A 16,935-nucleotide genomic window follows, 5' to 3' on the forward strand; every position below is an offset into this window, starting at 1 on the left:
GTCTGTAGCCCAATGAAATTAAGCTCTGCAGAGAGTTGGTTAAAAAACATACAGGCTTTGTGATTGAGGTGTTCCACGGTAACTCGTTGTTGCCCGAGCTATTTCCGAGCCTACGAAAAAACGACTTATCCATAAACGCTTTTTGGGCGCTGTGGATAAGTCGTTCAGTCATTACACCGTCACCGTCTGTTTATGAGCCAGGGCAGGTACTCGCGAGGTTCACTGCCATTCTTTCGGCCAGTCGCGGAAACCTCTGCCGCCTGCTTGCTCGGTCCAGGGTGCCCATAGCGTCGGCGCACCGCCTGGGTACCAGTCTGTTTGTGAATGGTGAGGATTGAGGCAGATGTAAGAGGCACCGGCATACATCACCTTATCCCCCTTCACGTAGTCAGTATTTGTTTTCCATTCAAGCAATGCGGCGCTGGTCGAGGCCTGCACAACGTTGCTGGGCCCGGACAGTTCTGAATCTTTATCGCGTGCGCCGACCAGATACTGATAGGTCTTGCTTGGGGTCAGGCCTCTGACGGTATAAGTCAGTACGGTTGAGTCGACGGCCACAGTAGGCGCGTCGAAACTGTAGACATGGTAGACGTCAACGGCAGTACCCCCGGTAGGTGCATCCCATGCCAGTGAAACACTGGTGGGGGTCGCACCTGTCTGACGCAAGTTGCCGGGTGGCGCAGGTCGATCATTGGACGCCTCGGATTCTGTAGTGGCCAGAAGTTCTTCAGAGAGTCCTGAGCTGTTGCCCAGACTGTCGGTCGCGATGATGTGATAACCATAAAGGCGGCTTTGCAGAAGGCCTTCGTCGATGAAGGGAGGAACCTTGCCCTTGCCTATCGAAACACCCTCGCGGAACAGCTCATAGTCAAACGGACCGCTGGCATCCGTCGAAACACTCCAGTCCAGCGTTATCGATGTGGTGGTCCGCCCGGTTGACCTGAAGTCGACAGGCACTGAAGGTCTATAGGGTTCCAGATCGGTTGGGACTTCCAGCTCGTTGCTGATCTCCGACCACTTACCCTGTATATCTTTTGCAATAACGAAGTAGGTATACGTTCTGCCCGGTGTGAGGTTCTCATCGGTATAGACGCGTGGTTGGTCAGCAGGGACCTTCACAAAAGGCCAGCCATCCCGGGCAATTTGATACTCGAGGAGTCCAGCTTCGCTGCTGGACTGTGTCCATTCCAGCGATACACTTCTATCGGTGACGCCTGCCAGGCTCAAGGCTGGTGGTGTCGGGTTCGCCGCACCGCCGCCGCCTGCCTGGGTACTCACGCTGATCGCTGGAGAGAATGCCGAGGTGTTGCCCATGACATCAATGGCACGTACCTGGTAACTGTAAGTGATACCGGACTGAAGGCCGGTGTCTTCATACGAAGGACTGTCCGCAAATAACGACACGCTGTTATCGCGGCGCAGTTCATAGCGCAGTACCGGGTTCTGGCCTGCCGACAGCGACCAGACGAGTTTCACCGACGTTGGGGTTTGTTCGGTTGACCTGAGGCCAGTGGGTACTGAAGGCTTGTCAGGTACGGGCGTTTCGCCGCCGGTGAGATAACCGTAGCGTTTGGCAAACTCCCATTTATAGGCTTCGCCAACCTTGGGCGTGCCATTGTCCCAGTTGACCGACCAGGTCATCAGACCGCGAATCGGGTTGCCGTCGGCCTGCAGGGTGTCCAGGGCGTATTTCACGTCGTCCGGGTTGATCACATAACCTGTCGCGGCGGCGTCATTATTGGTGGGCAAGCCGATCGCAAGCCGGTTCGCCGGGATTTTGGTAAAGCCGCGCGTGCCGTGGATCAGGCTGTCGGTCAGGTAATAGAGAAATTCCTTCTTGTGGGCATCATTGTTTTGCGTCACCCACAGGTTGAGCTCGTCGACCCATATGCCGTCGCCACCCTGGTTGTAGTATTGGGGGGCGATAAAGTCATAGAGGTCCTCAAGCGCCTCGATATAAGCGAGGTACGCGCCGCCACTTCTGAAGGACGTGAGGAAGGCGACGGCTTCTTTCAGAAACGGAAAGTAGGTGGTGATTTCTTTCAGCAGTGGCGTATCGCGGGCAGCCGATCGCAGATAAGGAAACTCCGGAGCCATGCTGATAATGAAATGCTTGCCTTCGGTCTCGTAATGCTCGCGCACCATTCTCAGTGCGGCGGGTAATACGGTGCGGTTATCGGCAAAGGTAATGGCGGCCTGTTCGAGATCGATATCCAGGCCGTCAAAGCCATAGACTTCGACCAGCCGGATAATCTCGTAGGCCAGCGCTTCTTCCTGGCCGGCATGCAGCTCGATATGCGCATCAGCCCCGCCAAGCGAGATCAGCACCGCCCGGCCCTGGGCATTCAGTTCCGCTACCTGAGCGCGAAACGCCTCATCACTCAGGTTATAAGGCTTGAAGGTCGGTATGCCGGCGCCTTTCATGAAAGCCACTGCAATGACGTTGTAGGCCTTATCTATGCCTGTCAGCGGCATTTCGGCAAACATTCCCTGCTGGTAGCCCTGACCTGATTCCGAGGGCCAGTTATGCCAGAAGCCCATGAGGATATTTTTCCCTGATATATCCGTCATGGTCGATGCGGCGTCGACCTTCTTGTTTTTGTATTGAGTGATGATTTTTGGGTTGAGCATGATTCGTGTCTCCGTCCGTTGGATTGACTGCAACGGGAGTTGATCACGAAAGGTTTTTTCACGTAACTGTCAGAAATGACGGTATCGGCGGGAAGGCTTTTGTGTCGGCGAGGCTCGGGCTGACTCGCTTCGTGCGTGAAGTGAGTCAGCCCTGAAGTATCGCGTTGGCGGGGTAAACGCTACTCGTGATTGACCGCCACGCCCTTCAAATACGGTGCAGGCTCCGCGCCGAGGTTTTCCAGCATGCGCGAGCTGTACCAGTCGACGAAGTTGACCACGCCGAACTCATAGGTTTTCGAGTAAGGGCCGGGTTGATAGGCGCTGGAGTTGATGCCTCGCTGGTTTTCCTCGGCCAGACGACGGTCCTGATCATTGGTAGCGTCCCAGACCTGGCGCATACGCTCGACGTCGTAATCGACGCCTTCGACCGCATCCTTGTGGACAATCCATTTAGTGGAGACCATGGTTTCCTGTGCACTGATCGGCCACACCGTGAAGACGATGATGTGATCGCCCATGCAGTGGTTCCAGGAGTGCGGCAAATGCAGAATGCGCATCGAGCCCAGGTCAGGGTTCTGGATACGGCCCATCAGTTTCTTGCAGCCGACCTTGCCGTCCATGGTCATCGACACTGTGCCTTTAAGCAGTGGCATGCGCACGATACGGTTGCGCAGGCCGAAGCTGGCGTGGGCGTAGGGAATTTTCTCTGCGTCCCAGGCAGCGGCGGACGCGGCGACATGATCCTTGAAGGTCTGATCGGCGCGGGGATCGGTGACGTCGTCCCATTCCAGCAGCGTCTTGAGCAATTCCGGGTGCGAGCCACTGCAGTGGTAGCACTCGCGGTTGTTTTCCAGCACCAGCTTCCAGTTGGCCTTCTCCATCAAGGTGGTTTGCACCGCCACCTTGGTGTTCTCCATATCGTAGGGTTCCATGTAGTGGCGCAGCGTCGAGAGGAACTCGTCGATGGCCGGCGGGTTGTCTGCCAGGCTGATGAAAATGTAGCCACCCGCAGTCTTGACGTGGACCGGTTTGAGGCCGAACTGCTTCATGTCGAAGTCGTCGCCCATCTCGATACCGGCATACAGCAGGCGACCGTCCAGCTCATACGTCCACTGGTGATAGTGGCAAACCAGTTTGGCGACCTTGCCTTTTTCGGCTGTGCACAGGCGCGAGCCGCGATGGCGGCACACATTGTGGAACGCGTTGACGGCACCGTCCGGGCCGCGCACGACCAGGATCGGGTTCTTGCCGATCTGCAGCGTCAGGTAATTGCCCTTGGTCGGGATTTCGCACGTCATCCCGGCAATCAGCCACTCCTTGTGAAAGATTTCCTGCATGTCGATTTCAAACAGTCGCTCATCACTGTAGAAAGGCTGCGGCAGCGAGTACGTGCGCTCGCGATTCTGCAGCATCTCGGCAGTGGCCTTGCGTGCAGGTTCCAGCGGATCGCCCAGGCTCAAGGTTGCGGTGACGTCCATCGATTAAATCCCTCATGACCGCGGCATGGGCGGCCTGCGAATATGGCTGATACGGGTGTGATCGCTTTTCACGCATGACGATAGATCAGTCGATCATGCTTATGACCCTTGGTGGCGAGTGTGGAGCCGGGCGCTCAGCGAACCTTATCCATGGGCGACATGGCCGCATCCGTTCCCGACGCGACAGGCCTTGTTGGACGGGGCTGGTCGCGGTAAGTACGTGAATGTCGTTGATAGGTAAATGGCCGCCTCGCGCGTTACGCAGAATCCGCAGCATGAGAGGCCGACAGTCGGCCGTGGAGATCGAGTATGTCCCAAAGTTTCCTGAGCCCGGTCACGACCCAGACATGGGCCAACGGGCGTCACCTGGTACGTGTCGTCAAAGTCATCCAGGAAACCTGGGACGTGCGCACGTTCTGCTTCATGGCCGACCAGCCGATCATGTTCTTCTTCAAGCCGGGCCAGTTCGTGACCCTGGAGCTGGAGATCGACGGCCTGCCGATCATGCGCTCCTACACCATCTCCAGCTCGCCATCGGTGCCGTACAGTTTTTCGATCACCGTCAAGCGTGTGCCGGGCGGCAGGGTTTCCAACTACCTGCATGACACCCTGATTGAAGGGCAGGAGCTGGCGGTACACGGGCCGGTCGGGCTGTTCAATGCCATCGACTTCCCGAACCCGAAGATTCTCTACCTCAGCGGCGGTGTCGGTATCACGCCGGTGATGTCCATGGCGCGCTGGTTCTACGACACCAACGCCAATGTCGACATGGTCTTCGTGCACAGCGCCCGCTCGCCCAAGGACATCATCTACCACCGCGAGCTGGAGCACATGGCGTCGCGGATCGACAACTTCAACCTTCACCTGGTCTGTGAAAAACACGGGCTGGGCGAGCCGTGGGCGGGTTATCGCGGTTACCTGAACCAGAAAATGCTTGAACTGATGGCCCCGGACTTCATGGAGCGCGAGGTGTTCTGCTGCGGGCCGACGCCGTACATGACCGCGGTCAAGCGTCTGTTGCAGGAAAACGGCTTCAACATGGCGCAGTACCATGAAGAGTCGTTTGGTGCGACACCGCCAGAAGCCAGGGCCGATGCGGTCGAGCAGGCCGAAATCGCTGCCGACGCGCCCGACGTCGATATCGCCGACCTGCATCAGGTGGAATTCACCGACACCGGCAAGAGCATCCGTGTGGGACCGGGCGAAACCGTGCACGCCGCCGCCGCGAAACTCGGCCTGATGATCCCCAAAGCCTGCGGGATGGGCATCTGCGGGACCTGCAAGGTCATGAAGCTGAGCGGCGAAGTCGAGATGGAGCACAACGGCGGCATCACCGACGAGGATGTTGCAGAGGGATACATCCTGTCCTGCTGCAGCGTGCCGAAGGGTGATGTGCGGATTGAGTATTGAATACGCCTGACGCTATGTGACGCGCTACACGCTCAAGGCAGGACGCAGAGCGTCCAGAACGGCATACCCACGCGGAGCATGGGTACGATAGTCAGAGCCTTATCGTTCCTGACGCTCCAGCGTGGGAATGCATTGCGTGACGCTCCGCGTCACAAATCTGCGCCGCGCCGCAGGTTCAAGGCAGGACGCAGAGCGTCCGGAACGGCATACCCACGCTGGAGCATGGGTACGATAGTTAAAGCCTTATCGTTCCTCACGCTCCAGCGTGGGAATGCATTACGTGACGCTCCGCGTCACAAATATACGCCGCGCTACAGGCTCAAGGCAGGACGCAGAGCGTCCAGAACGGCATACCCACGCGGAGCATGGATACGATAGTCAGAGCCTTATCGTTCCTCACGCTCCAGCGTGGGAATGCATTGCGTGACGCTCTGCGTCACGAATCTGCGCCGCGCCGCAGGTTCAAGGCAGGACGCAGAGCGTCCGGAACGGCATACCCACGCGGAGCATGGGCCCGATAGTCAGAGCCTTATCGTTCCTCACGCTCCAGCGTGGGAATGAATTGCGTGACGCTCTGCGTCACGAATCTGCGGATTGAGGTATATCCGCGTGCGGAATGGCTCTGATGTATTTCTGTATCATAAAGACGATTTACACGGAGGTCTTCCGGCAGCAATCATCTCTTGGAACTGCGAGCTGAATGCCTATAACCACCACAGGATGTGTGATGTTACAAAATAATCGTCACAATCTGGAGCTTGAAAAGCTGCAACTGGAATGCCGGAAGCTTGTTGCAGAAACTCGAAAACTCCTTTCTGAAGACAGGAAATTGAAACGAGAGGCTTTCTGGTATCCGTTCCTGGTTGGCGCGGGCCTGATAACAGCGGGTAGCGCAATTCTTAAGTTATTGGCGCCCAGCTGATTGCCATAGCCTCTACCCTTTGGCCCTTGAGTTTTAAAGGTGAAAGGTTCAGATTGTTCGCACGGGACGTGTGGTAGGCCTGCACCCTATTTTTACAGGACGCATTATGGATACCTTGAATCCAAAAGCAGATTCATCCGTCAGTCATGAAATAGCTGATCTGGATGCACGCATGAGCGCCAAAGAGTCATTTGCTACACGCATTGGTCTTTTGCCGTTCGCTACCGGAGCTATTGCAGCGCTTATCTCATTGGTTGCAATGCAGGTCATTACTCACCTGTAGGTTGCACCAGGGGCGCTCAGTCCCGTTGCATTTGCTACGTTGGAAGTGCATCGCGACCTTTCGGCAGGTAGACAATAGTGCTCTGAACTCATTAACCCGCCGCCCCAAATCTTGCCATGCATTGTGGCGCAACGCGTCCATAGCCTCATTACTCCTCGAAGCGTAAGCGCTGCGTTTATCGTCCTGATCCACTGTGACTCTGCTTGTAAGCCGCCAGCGCGGGCAGCAGTTGCTGGTCGATGGCCTGGCGGACGGCGGGGAGGAGGGTGGCGCTGCCGGTGAGGAGTTGTTCTACCAGGCGCCGCAAGGCGGTCGCGCGTTCGGCGTTGAGGCCGCAGACGGCGTTTGCGCAGGCTTGTTCAGCGGTTGCGCCGCCGGGTGCTTCGAAGCCCAGGGCTCTGAGCTGGCCGAGCAGGTCTTCCTGGTCAATCAAATCCGCGTGCATCATGACGTCTGTTCCTTTGATCGGGCTTTTTCCGATTCTGGAAGGACAACCGCCTGCGGGCAACCCCTGCCTGTCGTGAGTGGCAGGATTGGCTACAAGTGCGTCGTTTTCAGTTCATGCGGTCATTCGGCTTGCAGGTTGTCTATGGTTCTGTCGACCATGACCTTGGCCATTTCCACCAGGTGCATGATCGACAGCGTCATGTCGCGCTGGGTGCCGGTCATGCTGTCGCTGAATTCACAGGCGCTGGTGGCAGCGCAGCGCAGCAGGTCGCTGGCATGCATCAGGGCGTCTTCATGGCTGACGTTGGGGTTGGCGGTGAAGAGGGGTGGATCTGGGACGATTTTTAGCATGTGATGTATCTCCTGAAGTTTTAGAAGACCATCACCGTCGGCTACTAATCGAGGGTGGTGATCATGCGCAGGTAGTAGCCCGGTCCAGGAACCCCGGTGCATCCAAAGATGCCCCACGCACGACCACCATAAAAGCGCAGGCCGTGAAAGGGCACCTGCACAAGGTGGCGCAATGCGCCTGGATAACGAGGGCTACTAATCCTCACCGCTGAATATGCAGCGGCGGGCGCAGAGTAGAGATCGAAACAGGCAGGCACAAGGGGCCGGGAGTTTCTCGGAAATTTCCTTCAAGCGAAAGAGACGAGTCCCGCAAATTCGTTACAAATTCTTGTTCATTGCTAAGGTTTGCTAAACTGCGCAGCTTGCCAGGAGCTGCCATGAATTACCGTCACGCCTACCATGCCGGCAACCACGCCGACGTCTTCAAACACCTGACCCTGACTCGCCTGATCGCCCTCATGGCGCGCAAGGAGCAGCCGTTCGCCTATCTCGACACCCACGCCGGGCTCGGCCTGTACGACCTCAAAGGCGATCAGGCCACGCGCACCGGAGAATGGCTGGAAGGTATCGGCCGTCTGTGGAACGCCACCGACCTGCCTGCGCTGGCGTCCGACTATCTGCAAGTGCTGCACGACATGAACCCGGATGGCGAGCTGCGCTACTACCCCGGTTCGCCGGAACTGGCTCGCCGCCTGACCCGCGAGCGCGAGCGTGTGCTGCTCAACGAGAAGCATCCCGAAGACGGGCGTCTGCTCAAGGAGAACATGAAGGGCGACCGCCGCGTAGCGGTGCATCTTGGGGAAGGCTGGCATGTCCCGCGCGCCTTGCTGCCCGTGGCGGAAAAGCGCGCTGTCATGCTCATCGACCCGCCATTCGAGCAGCTCGATGAAATGAAGCGTTGCGCGGTCGCGCTCAAGGAAACCATCGGGCGCATGCGTCAGACAGTGGCGGCGGTCTGGTATCCGATCAAGGATACCCGCCTGCTGCGCCGCTTCTATCAGGACCTGGCAGAAACCGGCGCGCCCAAGCTGCTGCGCGTCGAACTGTTCGTCCACCCGCTGGACACCCCGGCCAGCCTCAACGGTTCAGGCCTGGCCATCGCCAACCCGCCATGGGGCCTGGAAGAAGAACTGCGCGAATTGATGCCGTACCTCGCCCAGAAACTGGGCCAGACCCAGGGCGGCTGGAAGATGGACTGGTTGATTGCCGAGTAGGCGTGTTCATAGCCAGGCCGAGTTGCGCTGCCTAGCGGACGCAGAGCGTCCAGAACTGCATTCCCACGCAGAGCTCAGCGTTATACATAAGCCCGCTTTTGATTCTGACCGTAGGTCGTAGGAGCGAACTTGTTCGCGAAAGGGCCAGTATATTCGGCGAAAATGCGTCACCTGAACTACTATCTTCGCGAACAAGTTCGCTCCTACGCCCTGCGGGCAGAAGCCTGAAAAACGCTGTTTTCGGGCCGCCAGGCGCGAATCAAGCCGGCATGCACACGCCCGTGCCGCCCAGCCCGCAGTAGCCCTGTGGGTTCTTGGCCAGGTATTGCTGGTGGTAGGCCTCGGCAAAGTAAACCGTCGGTGCCTGCTCGATTTCGGTGGTGATGGCGCCCTTGCCGGCCTTGTTCAATTGCGCCTGGAACGTTTCGGCACTGGCTTTGGCAGCGTCGAGCTGTTCGGGCGTCGTGCAGTAGATCACCGAGCGATACTGAGTGCCGATGTCGTTGCCCTGGCGCATGCCCTGAGTCGGGTTGTGCACTTCCCAGAACACCTTGAGCAGTTCTTCGTAGCTGATTTTTGCTGGCTCGTAGACCACCAGCACCACCTCGGTGTGGCCGGTCAGCCCGGAGCAGACTTCTTCGTAGGTCGGGTTCGGGGTAAATCCGCCTGCGTAGCCGGCGACAGTGCTCACCACACCTTCCTGTTGCCACAGACGGCGTTCTGCGCCCCAGAAGCAACCCATGCCGAAGATGGCGAATTCGACATTGCTCGAAAACGGCCCCAGCAGCGGATTGCCGTTGACGAAGTGAAATTCCGGAAGCGCCATAGGTGTTTCACGACCCGGCAATGCTTGTTCGGCGGTAGGCAGTACATTTTTGTTCACTAGAATTTCCGAGCGCAAAGTCATGAACCATATCCTCTCGTTTAGAGACAGGCAGCAGGGGCCAGGACGGATGAATGCAATTACATAGGTCCCGTTACACGTAGAAACAAGTGCTGCCGTGTAATAACAGACTGACAGTGTGCCCGAGAGAGCGGGGTGCAGGGAAGGTTGTCAGGCGGATGGGCGACGAGGGTAGCGCTTCAGTTTCTCGATCAGCTCTTGGCCTGGGATAGGCCTGTCGAACAGATAGCCCTGGCCGACATCGCAGCGATGGCGTCGCAGGAAAGCCAGCTGAGCCGCAGTTTCAATGCCTTCGGCGACCACTTTGAGCTTGAGGTTGTGAGCCATGGCGATGACCGCGGAGGTGATTTCCATGTCGTCTTCATCATCCGGAATATCGCGGATGAAGCTGCGATCGATCTTGATCACATCGATGGGGAATTTCTTCAGGTAACTGAACGACGAGTAACCGGTGCCGAAGTCGTCCATGGCCAGCGACAGGCCGAGTTTTTTCAACGAGTCGAGTTGCTGGCGGGTATCTTCTGTCGCTTCCAGTAGCAGGCCTTCGGTCAGCTCCAGTTCCAGCAGCGAGGGGTCAAGCTCTTCTTCTTTGAGGATGGCGGCAATCGACGACACCAGTTCCGGGTCGGAGAACTGCTTGGGCGATACATTGATGGCTACTTGCAGGTTGCCGAACCCGGCGGCGGTCAGGTCCTTGCTCATGCGACAGGACTGACGCGCGACCCATTTACCGATGGGGATGATCAGGCCGGTCTCTTCGGCCACGCTGATGAACTGGTCCGGTCGGATCATGCCTTTTTCAGGATGATTCCAGCGCAACAGCGCCTCCATGCCCAGCAGGCGGCCCGTCAGCAGGCACAGCTTGGGCTGATAGAACACCTCCAGCTCGTTCTGGGTCAGGGCGCGGCGCAGGTTGTTTTCCACGAACAGCTTGTAGCTGGCCTCGGCATTCAATGCTTCGGTAAACACCTGAACCTGATGTTTGCCATTGGCTTTGGCCTTGTGCAGGGCCAGACCGGCGTTTTTCATCAGGGTCTGCGGATCACGACCGTGCAGCGGCGCGCAGGCGAGGCCCACCGAGCCGGTGACGCTGATCAGCTGATTGTCGACGAACATCGGCTTGTCCAGCGTGGCCAGCACCTGGGTGGCGGTGGCGTGCCCGGCTTCCTGATCGGTGTTGTCGATCAGCACGGCAAATTCGTTACTGGCAAAGCGCGCCAGTATGTCGGACGGGCTCAAGGTATTGCGCAGGCGCCGCGCCAGGCTGATCAGCAGTTTGTCACCGGTCTGGTGGCCAAGGCTGTCGTTGATGCGCTTGAAGTTATCGATGTCGACCAGCAACAGGCTCATCGGCGTATCGGTGTCGCGGGCAAAGCGTTCGTCCAGATTGCGGATAAAGGCCGGACGGTTGCCCAGGTTGGTCAGGTTGTCGGTGTACGCCAGGCGCTCGATGCGCTGCTGGGCCAGTTTGCTCTGGGTGATGTCTTCGTAGATGCCGATATAGTGCGTCAACTCGCGGTTGTCGCCATACACCTTGGAAATCGACAGCTGGCCCCAGTAGGGTTCGAGGTTCTTGCGCCGGCTTTTGAACTCGCCCTGCCAGCTGTTGCTGTTGGTCAGGCTGGAGTTGGCTTCCAGCAGCAACTGGTTGAGGTTTTCCAGCGCGGGCAATTCCGACAGCTTGTGCCCGGAGACTTCCTCCGAGCTGTACTGGGTGATCGCCGTGAAACTCGGGTTTACGTATTCGACCACGCCGTTGCAGTTGACCAGCAGAAAGGCGTTGGCGCTTTGTTCGACCGCGCGCTGGAACAGGTGCAGTGCGTTGGTCGCAGCGCGTCGGTTATGGTTGTTGATGACCTGGGCAAACTGGTCAGCCAGCTCGCCGGCGAAGGCGATCTCGTCGGACTGCCATTCGCGCGTCGAGCCGGACTCTTCCAGGCACAGCACGCCGATCACCTGCCCATCGATACGAATACTGGCATCGAGCACCGCCCTGGTTTCTCCCGGGTTCAGGCTTTTGGCCATTTCGCAGGTGCGCGGGTCAGTCTGGATATTGCTGGCGTCGATCGCTCGGCTGGTATTCAGCGCTTGCAGGTAGGTGGGGTAGGGGCTGATATCCACCGGCGTGCGCGACTGGTAGTCGCCGGTTTCGCGGCTGTAGTCGGTGATCGGCTCCAGGCGCTTGTCGTTGAGGTTCCAGATACTGACATGATCGACATCGTAGATATCACAGGCGCTTTTGGTGATCAGCTCTGCCGCTTCGAGCAGGGTATTGGCCGTGGTGTAGCGATGTCGGGTCAGGCGCAGGATCAGATCCTGCTGGGCGCGCACGCGCTCCAGGTGGGCAAACTGGTCGCGCTGGGCGCGCTGGTTGAGTTCCAGGGCAATCTGCAGTCGCAGGTTGCGGGTTTCCAGATCGGAGTCCGTGACCGGTTCGCCAGTCATGACAAGGCCTTCGACGATCAGAAAATAACCACGTAACAGATGGCGGTTGTGCTGTTTGTAGGCTTCGCCGATTTCCAGCAGGCCAAGGGGGCCCTTGGGGCTGTGAAGGGTGTAACGAATCAGGTAATTCGGGGAAGAGGCCAGTTGCAGCTGGATGTCATCGTGCAGTTGATAACGAGCTTCCGGCTCCATGAGGCTGGCATAAGGGGATCCAATCAAGGCGCAAAGGTCAACGGCTGCCAGTCCGAACTGCCTTTCGCAATTTGGATCGAGAAACAATAGCGCCCAATTGGCTTCATTCAGCCGCTCGAAACGCAGCATGCCCAGGCGCGAGGGCACTGGCAATTGCGTCACTACCTCGGCTGCGGATCTACCGGCAGCATCGGTTTGGCTTTTCATGAACAAACTCGCTTCCGGAATACTAGTCGCGACAGGGGTAAACCCCACTTTCGCGTATGGCAAGGTTGCATCATGCGGCCCGTGCTTACAAGAGACCACAGTGGCTTAGTGCTATAAAAGTGTCGGCCGGTTGTCCAGGTTCTTCAGTGTATCTGGTCGGATACTCAAATTCGTTGATTTTTCGGGCGAAACCCCCGTTTTCCAGGGGAATTCGCTTTGCAGATTTGCTCTAGTCACGAGCCGTTGTCAATCAGGCTTTGGCCATCCTGGGCTCCTTCGCGGGCAATTGCAGGAAAATACCTGCTGCAAACATGGCCAGCACCCCGACACTCAGGAAGGTCATCTGGAACGCCCCCAGCATGCTGCTGACCTCGCCGGTGGCAACTTCTTCGCTGAAACCACCCAGCAAGGCTGCTGCGCTTGCCACGCCAAGACTCAGGGACAGCTGTGCCACGACCGAGAGCAGGCTGTTGCCACTCGCTGCACTGGCATCGTCCAGATCGATCAGGGTGACCGTATTCATCGCCGTGAACTGCAAGGAGTTGACCGCGCCGAGCAGCCCCAGATGCACCAGCAACACCCAGTATGGGGTTTGCACATCGACCAGCGCCAGGCTGGCCAGCAGGATGCCCAGCAGCAGTGTGTTGCCGGTCAGAATCATGCGATAGCCCAGCCGCTCGATCAGCCAGCGGGCGACAGTCTTGGCGAACATGCCAGCGGCGGCCAGTGGCAACATGCTCATACCCGCCTGAGACGGCGAATACCCCAGCGCCACTTGCAGCAGCAATGGCACCAGAAACGGCAGGGCACCGCTGCCCAGACGGGCGAACAGGTTGCCCATGATGCCGACCGCAAACGTTCGGGTACGGAACAATGAAGGGGCAAACAACGGCGATTCGATGTGCCCGGCACGCAGCCAATACGCTGCCAGACAGCCCATTCCGGCAAACAGCAGCAGTACCACGCGCATGTGTGGCAGGTGCAGCTCGCCCAGGCCCTCCAGGGCAATGGTGATCAGTATCATCGCCGCGCCAAACAGGATGAAGCCAACGCCGTCAAACCGGGTTCGACCGCCTCCCGGAAGATCAGGAATGAAGTGTTTGACGGCATAGCAACCGAGGATGCCGACCGGAATGTTGATCAGGAAAATCCAGTGCCAGCTCAGGTACTCCACCATCCAGCCGCCAAGCGTCGGGCCGAGCAATGGGCCCAAAAGGCCCGGCACGGTGATAAAACCCATGATTCGCACCAGCTCCGAGCGCGGATAGGCGCGCAATACGATCAGGCGCCCGATGGGCAGCATCAGCGCGCCCCCAAGCCCCTGAATCACCCGAGCGGCCACCAGCACGTTCAGTGACCAGGACAGCGCGCACAGCAATGATCCGAAGCTGAACAGCAGGATGGCGCTGAAGAAGATGCGCTTGATCCCGAACCGGTCGGCGATCCAGCCCGAAGCCGGGATCAGCAGCGCAATGGTCAGCATGTAGGCGATGACCACCGACTGCATGCGCAACGGGTCTTCTGCCAGGGAGCGGGCCATGGACGGCAAGGCGGTGTTGAGAATCGTGCCGTCCAGGCTTTGCATGAAGAATGCGATGGCGATGACCCAGGGCATCCAGCGCAGGGTCTTTTCGTCCATGATCGGCGCTGCTGAGTTCTGCATAGGCTCCTGCTATAGCGTGAGGGTGAGTCGGCTGATCAATGCGCCAGGCAACTGGATTGAACCGGTCTGGCGCTGACTGTAGGTACTCGATTGGAGAATCAGTTCCCTCTCTTTGGTCAGGTCCTCCAGTGCGCTGCCCAGCAGGCTGTAGGCGCTGTCATCGAAACGCATGGTGCTCACCGGCGCGACGATCTTGCCCTCTTCGACCCAGAACGTTGCGAAACGTGTCATTCCGGTGAGGCGCGCAGCGGCGCGGTCGGAGAAGTTCAGATACCAGAGGTTACTGATGTAAAGCCCGGTGCCGAGCCTGGCGAGGATCTGATCCAGCTCCAGTGAACCGCCGGCAATGCTCAACGCGCTTGGGCCTTCGCCATAATCCGCGCCGTTGGCAGGCAGGTCGTATTCGGCAGCGCTGCTCGAATCCACCAGTCGGTCGCGGGCTTGCCCGTCGACGATCAGTTTCAGGTCCTTGCGCGGGTACCCTTCGCGTGAAAACGCCGGCGAGAGTGAACCGCTGACTTTTTCGTCGAAGTTGACCAACGGGCTGAAAGGCGTCTCGCCGTCATACAGCCTTTGCAACGGGCTGCGTTTACTGGCCAGTGACTGCGCGGAAAATCCGCCCCAGGTGAGCATGCCGATGACTTCGTCCAGAGCCGCTGGCGCCAGGTACGCGCGGTATTGTCCGGGCTTGAGCGCATGCAGCGGGCGGCCGAGAAACTCCAGCTGTTCGCGGGCCTGTTGAAAACGCTGCGCGAACGCTTCGTCGCTCCAGTGGTGACCGGCGTAGTTGGCTTTCACGGCCTGGCCGTTTTCGTGAAACAGGCTCCAGTCGAAATTGAAGCTGTTGGCCTGATGCCAGCCCAGCGCGCCCCAGGAACTGGCGAAGCCGCGGTAAAGCGGGCCTGCGGCATAAAAGCCTACCAGGTCCAGATCGCCTGCCAGTTCGCTGATCTGCTCGACAACCCGGGCGCTGTCCGGCAGCGGCAAGTCTTGAACGTTGCTGCTTTGCCAGGCAGTCGTGTTCGGCAACAGATAGGGATCCCTGGCCAGCGACGGCAGTGTTTCGCGCAATTTTTGCAGGGCGTCGACAAGGCGCTGCTGGTCGGTCTCGGCGTCGCCGGACAAGGTCAGTTCCAGATTGGCATGCCGGCCGTCATCGATCAGTTTGAACGTGGCGATGACCTGCTGGACGCTCCCGGCCTGTCGAACCTGGCCGTGGTTGAACCGGATGAAGTCAGACGCCTCGGCGTCGTAGGCCAGAGTGAAGTGTTCCGTCGGGCTGATGGCAGCCTTGAGCACGGCGACCAGCGCCTCGAACTGCTGTTGGTGCGACATCAGGCATCTCCTCCAAACACATCGACATTGGCAAACACACACGCCGGAGAGGCATGACCTACACGGATCACCTGGTTGGGTTCGCCCTTGCCGCAGTTCGGCGTGCCCAGCACTTTGAACGTGCTGGCATCACCTACGGCGCTGAGGTTTTTCCAGAATTGCGCGGAGATCGCACGGTAGTTAGGGTTCTTCACCACGCCCTTGAGCTCGCCGTTCTCGATCAGTTGGCCCCATTCGCAGCCGAACTGGAATTTGTTGCGTGCGTCATCGATGGACCAGGAGCGATTGCTCGACATCAGAATGCCGTGCTCGATGTTGCCGATCAGACTGTCCAGCGACTGGTCACCCGGTTCGATGTTCAGGTTGGCCATGCGATCGATGGGTGCACGGTTCCAGCTGGAGGCGCGGCTGTTGGCGACGCCTGCCAGACCGCTGCGGTATTGCGACAGGGCACCACCGAGCGGGCGCTGCAGCAGGCCGTCACGAATCAGGAACTGCTTGCTGGCTGACGTGCCGTCGTCGTCGTGCGCGTAGCTGGCCAGTTGCTCGGGAATCTCCGGGTCGAAGGTTACATTCAGCAGGCTGGAGCCGTATTGCAGGGTGCCGAAGTCAGTCGTTTTGACGAAACTGGTGCCTGCGTAATTGCGCTCGTCACCGAGAATCCGGTCCAGCTCTAGGGGATGGCCGATGGACTCGTGAATCTGCAGGACCATCTGATCGGGCATCAGCAGCAGGTCGCGTGGGCCTGATGGTGTGTTGGGGGCGAGGATCAGCTGCAAGGCCTCGTCGGCAACAGTGGCGGCAGACCCGATCAGGCCGCAACTGCTCAGCACTTCGATGCCACCTTGCTGGCCGAAGTTATGCCCGCCCAGGGTGCGCGTCTGGCTGTCGCGACCGTCGTAGGCCGTCACGCTCATGCCGGGAAACACGAAGCGCTGTGCCTGACGCAATTCTGCGCCCGCGCTGTTGAGGTAGATTTGCTCGACGGTTTCCAGGTCCAGTATGGCCTGCCAGTTGACCAGGCGTTCGTCTGCCGGGACCGCGCTGGACTCTGCCATCAACAGGCCAATGCAGTCGCTTAGCGGCGGGAAGGCTCGATCCATGTTTGGCGACAGGTAGTCAGCCTTGGCGCTCGAGACAGCTTGATCGCTCAGGTCCAGCAGCGCATGCGGTGCCAGACGGCGGGCCAGCGTTTCGGCCTGCTGCAAGGCCGCCTGCAAACCCTTCAGGGAGATGTCGTTGGTGGCGGCGTAGGCTTCAACGCCGTTCAGGCGCACGGTCAGCATGGCGCCCTCGTCGCTGATCAGTGACGGCGGCTCGGCCACATTCTTGCGCACGCACAGGCGCTGGCCGGTGCGGTGCACGTAACGTACGGAAAAGAATTGCGCTTGACTCTGCAGGGCAGCGAAATGCTGCTTGAGCCGGGCGGAGAAATCGAACATGCAGACAAGCT

General features: G+C 58.8%; 13 protein-coding genes. 4 read left to right on the top strand and 9 right to left on the bottom strand.

All coding sequences use genetic code 11. The annotated features are described in order from the left end of the window. Window positions 1-219 precede the first annotated feature (219 nt). Window positions 220-2,631 (bottom strand): fibronectin type III domain-containing protein, encoded by a 2,412-nt coding sequence (locus tag QRN50_RS01185; protein ID WP_096126936.1) that lies wholly within the window; start codon window positions 2,629-2,631, stop codon window positions 220-222. 179 nt (window positions 2,632-2,810) lie between these two features. Continuing rightward, window positions 2,811-4,109 carry a glycine betaine monooxygenase oxygenase subunit gene (gene gbca, locus QRN50_RS01190; protein ID WP_096126935.1) on the bottom strand — a complete coding sequence of 433 codons (1,299 nt, stop codon included), beginning with the start codon at window positions 4,107-4,109 and terminating at the stop codon, window positions 2,811-2,813. 309 nt (window positions 4,110-4,418) lie between these two features. Here gbca and gbcB point away from each other — a divergent pair, with 309 nt between their 5' ends. The 3 genes from gbcB to QRN50_RS01205 all read left to right on the top strand — a co-directional run bounded on the left by gbcB (window position 4,419) and on the right by QRN50_RS01205 (window position 6,724). Further along, window positions 4,419-5,519 (top strand): glycine betaine monooxygenase reductase subunit, encoded by a 1,101-nt coding sequence (gene gbcB / locus QRN50_RS01195; protein ID WP_003405143.1) that lies wholly within the window; start codon window positions 4,419-4,421, stop codon window positions 5,517-5,519. A 727-nt stretch (window positions 5,520-6,246) separates the two neighbouring features. After that, window positions 6,247-6,441, top strand: coding sequence for a hypothetical protein (locus QRN50_RS01200; RefSeq protein ID WP_003347260.1), 195 nt, complete (start codon window positions 6,247-6,249; stop codon window positions 6,439-6,441). Between the two features lie 106 nt (window positions 6,442-6,547). Continuing rightward, complete coding sequence (locus QRN50_RS01205) at window positions 6,548-6,724, top strand: hypothetical protein (RefSeq protein ID WP_154218250.1); 177 nt, start codon at window positions 6,548-6,550, stop codon at window positions 6,722-6,724. 175 nt (window positions 6,725-6,899) lie between these two features. Here the strand turns inward: QRN50_RS01205 and QRN50_RS01210 are convergent, their stop codons facing one another. Then, window positions 6,900-7,172: a hypothetical protein gene (locus QRN50_RS01210; protein ID WP_003397393.1), complete on the bottom strand. Its 273-nt coding sequence runs from the start codon at window positions 7,170-7,172 to the stop codon at window positions 6,900-6,902. Between the two features lie 119 nt (window positions 7,173-7,291). Further along, window positions 7,292-7,522 carry a DUF6124 family protein gene (locus QRN50_RS01215; RefSeq protein ID WP_011269220.1) on the bottom strand — a complete coding sequence of 77 codons (231 nt, stop codon included), beginning with the start codon at window positions 7,520-7,522 and terminating at the stop codon, window positions 7,292-7,294. A 377-nt stretch (window positions 7,523-7,899) separates the two neighbouring features. On the opposite strand from QRN50_RS01215, the gene QRN50_RS01220 reads away from it, so the two are divergent. Further along, window positions 7,900-8,736: a 23S rRNA (adenine(2030)-N(6))-methyltransferase RlmJ gene (locus QRN50_RS01220; protein WP_058399133.1), complete on the top strand. Its 837-nt coding sequence runs from the start codon at window positions 7,900-7,902 to the stop codon at window positions 8,734-8,736. Window positions 8,737-8,995: 259 nt separating this feature from the next. On the opposite strand, the gene msrA is transcribed toward QRN50_RS01220, so the two are convergent. From msrA to QRN50_RS01245, 5 genes are all read right to left on the bottom strand, one after another. Continuing rightward, complete coding sequence (gene msrA / locus QRN50_RS01225; protein WP_060409458.1) at window positions 8,996-9,643, bottom strand: peptide-methionine (S)-S-oxide reductase MsrA; 648 nt, start codon at window positions 9,641-9,643, stop codon at window positions 8,996-8,998. A 147-nt stretch (window positions 9,644-9,790) separates the two neighbouring features. Beyond that, the gene (locus QRN50_RS01230; RefSeq protein WP_096127458.1) at window positions 9,791-12,484 is read right to left on the bottom strand and encodes a bifunctional diguanylate cyclase/phosphodiesterase; all 2,694 of its coding nucleotides are present in this window, start codon (window positions 12,482-12,484) and stop codon (window positions 9,791-9,793) included. 250 nt (window positions 12,485-12,734) lie between these two features. Further along, window positions 12,735-14,147, bottom strand: a complete 1,413-nt coding sequence (gene mdtD, locus QRN50_RS01235) for a multidrug transporter subunit MdtD (protein ID WP_024641820.1) — start codon at window positions 14,145-14,147, stop codon at window positions 12,735-12,737. Between the two features lie 9 nt (window positions 14,148-14,156). Beyond that, window positions 14,157-15,482, bottom strand: a complete 1,326-nt coding sequence (locus tag QRN50_RS01240; RefSeq protein ID WP_057457176.1) for a TldD/PmbA family protein — start codon at window positions 15,480-15,482, stop codon at window positions 14,157-14,159. Beyond that, window positions 15,482-16,924 (bottom strand): TldD/PmbA family protein, encoded by a 1,443-nt coding sequence (locus QRN50_RS01245; protein ID WP_096127459.1) that lies wholly within the window; start codon window positions 16,922-16,924, stop codon window positions 15,482-15,484. The genes QRN50_RS01240 and QRN50_RS01245 overlap by 1 nt, the downstream gene beginning before the upstream one ends. Window positions 16,925-16,935: the final 11 nt, after the last annotated feature.

It is taken from the genome of Pseudomonas sp. MEJ108, from assembly GCF_030208985.1.
GTDB classification, from domain to species: domain Bacteria; phylum Pseudomonadota; class Gammaproteobacteria; order Pseudomonadales; family Pseudomonadaceae; genus Aquipseudomonas; species Aquipseudomonas fragariae.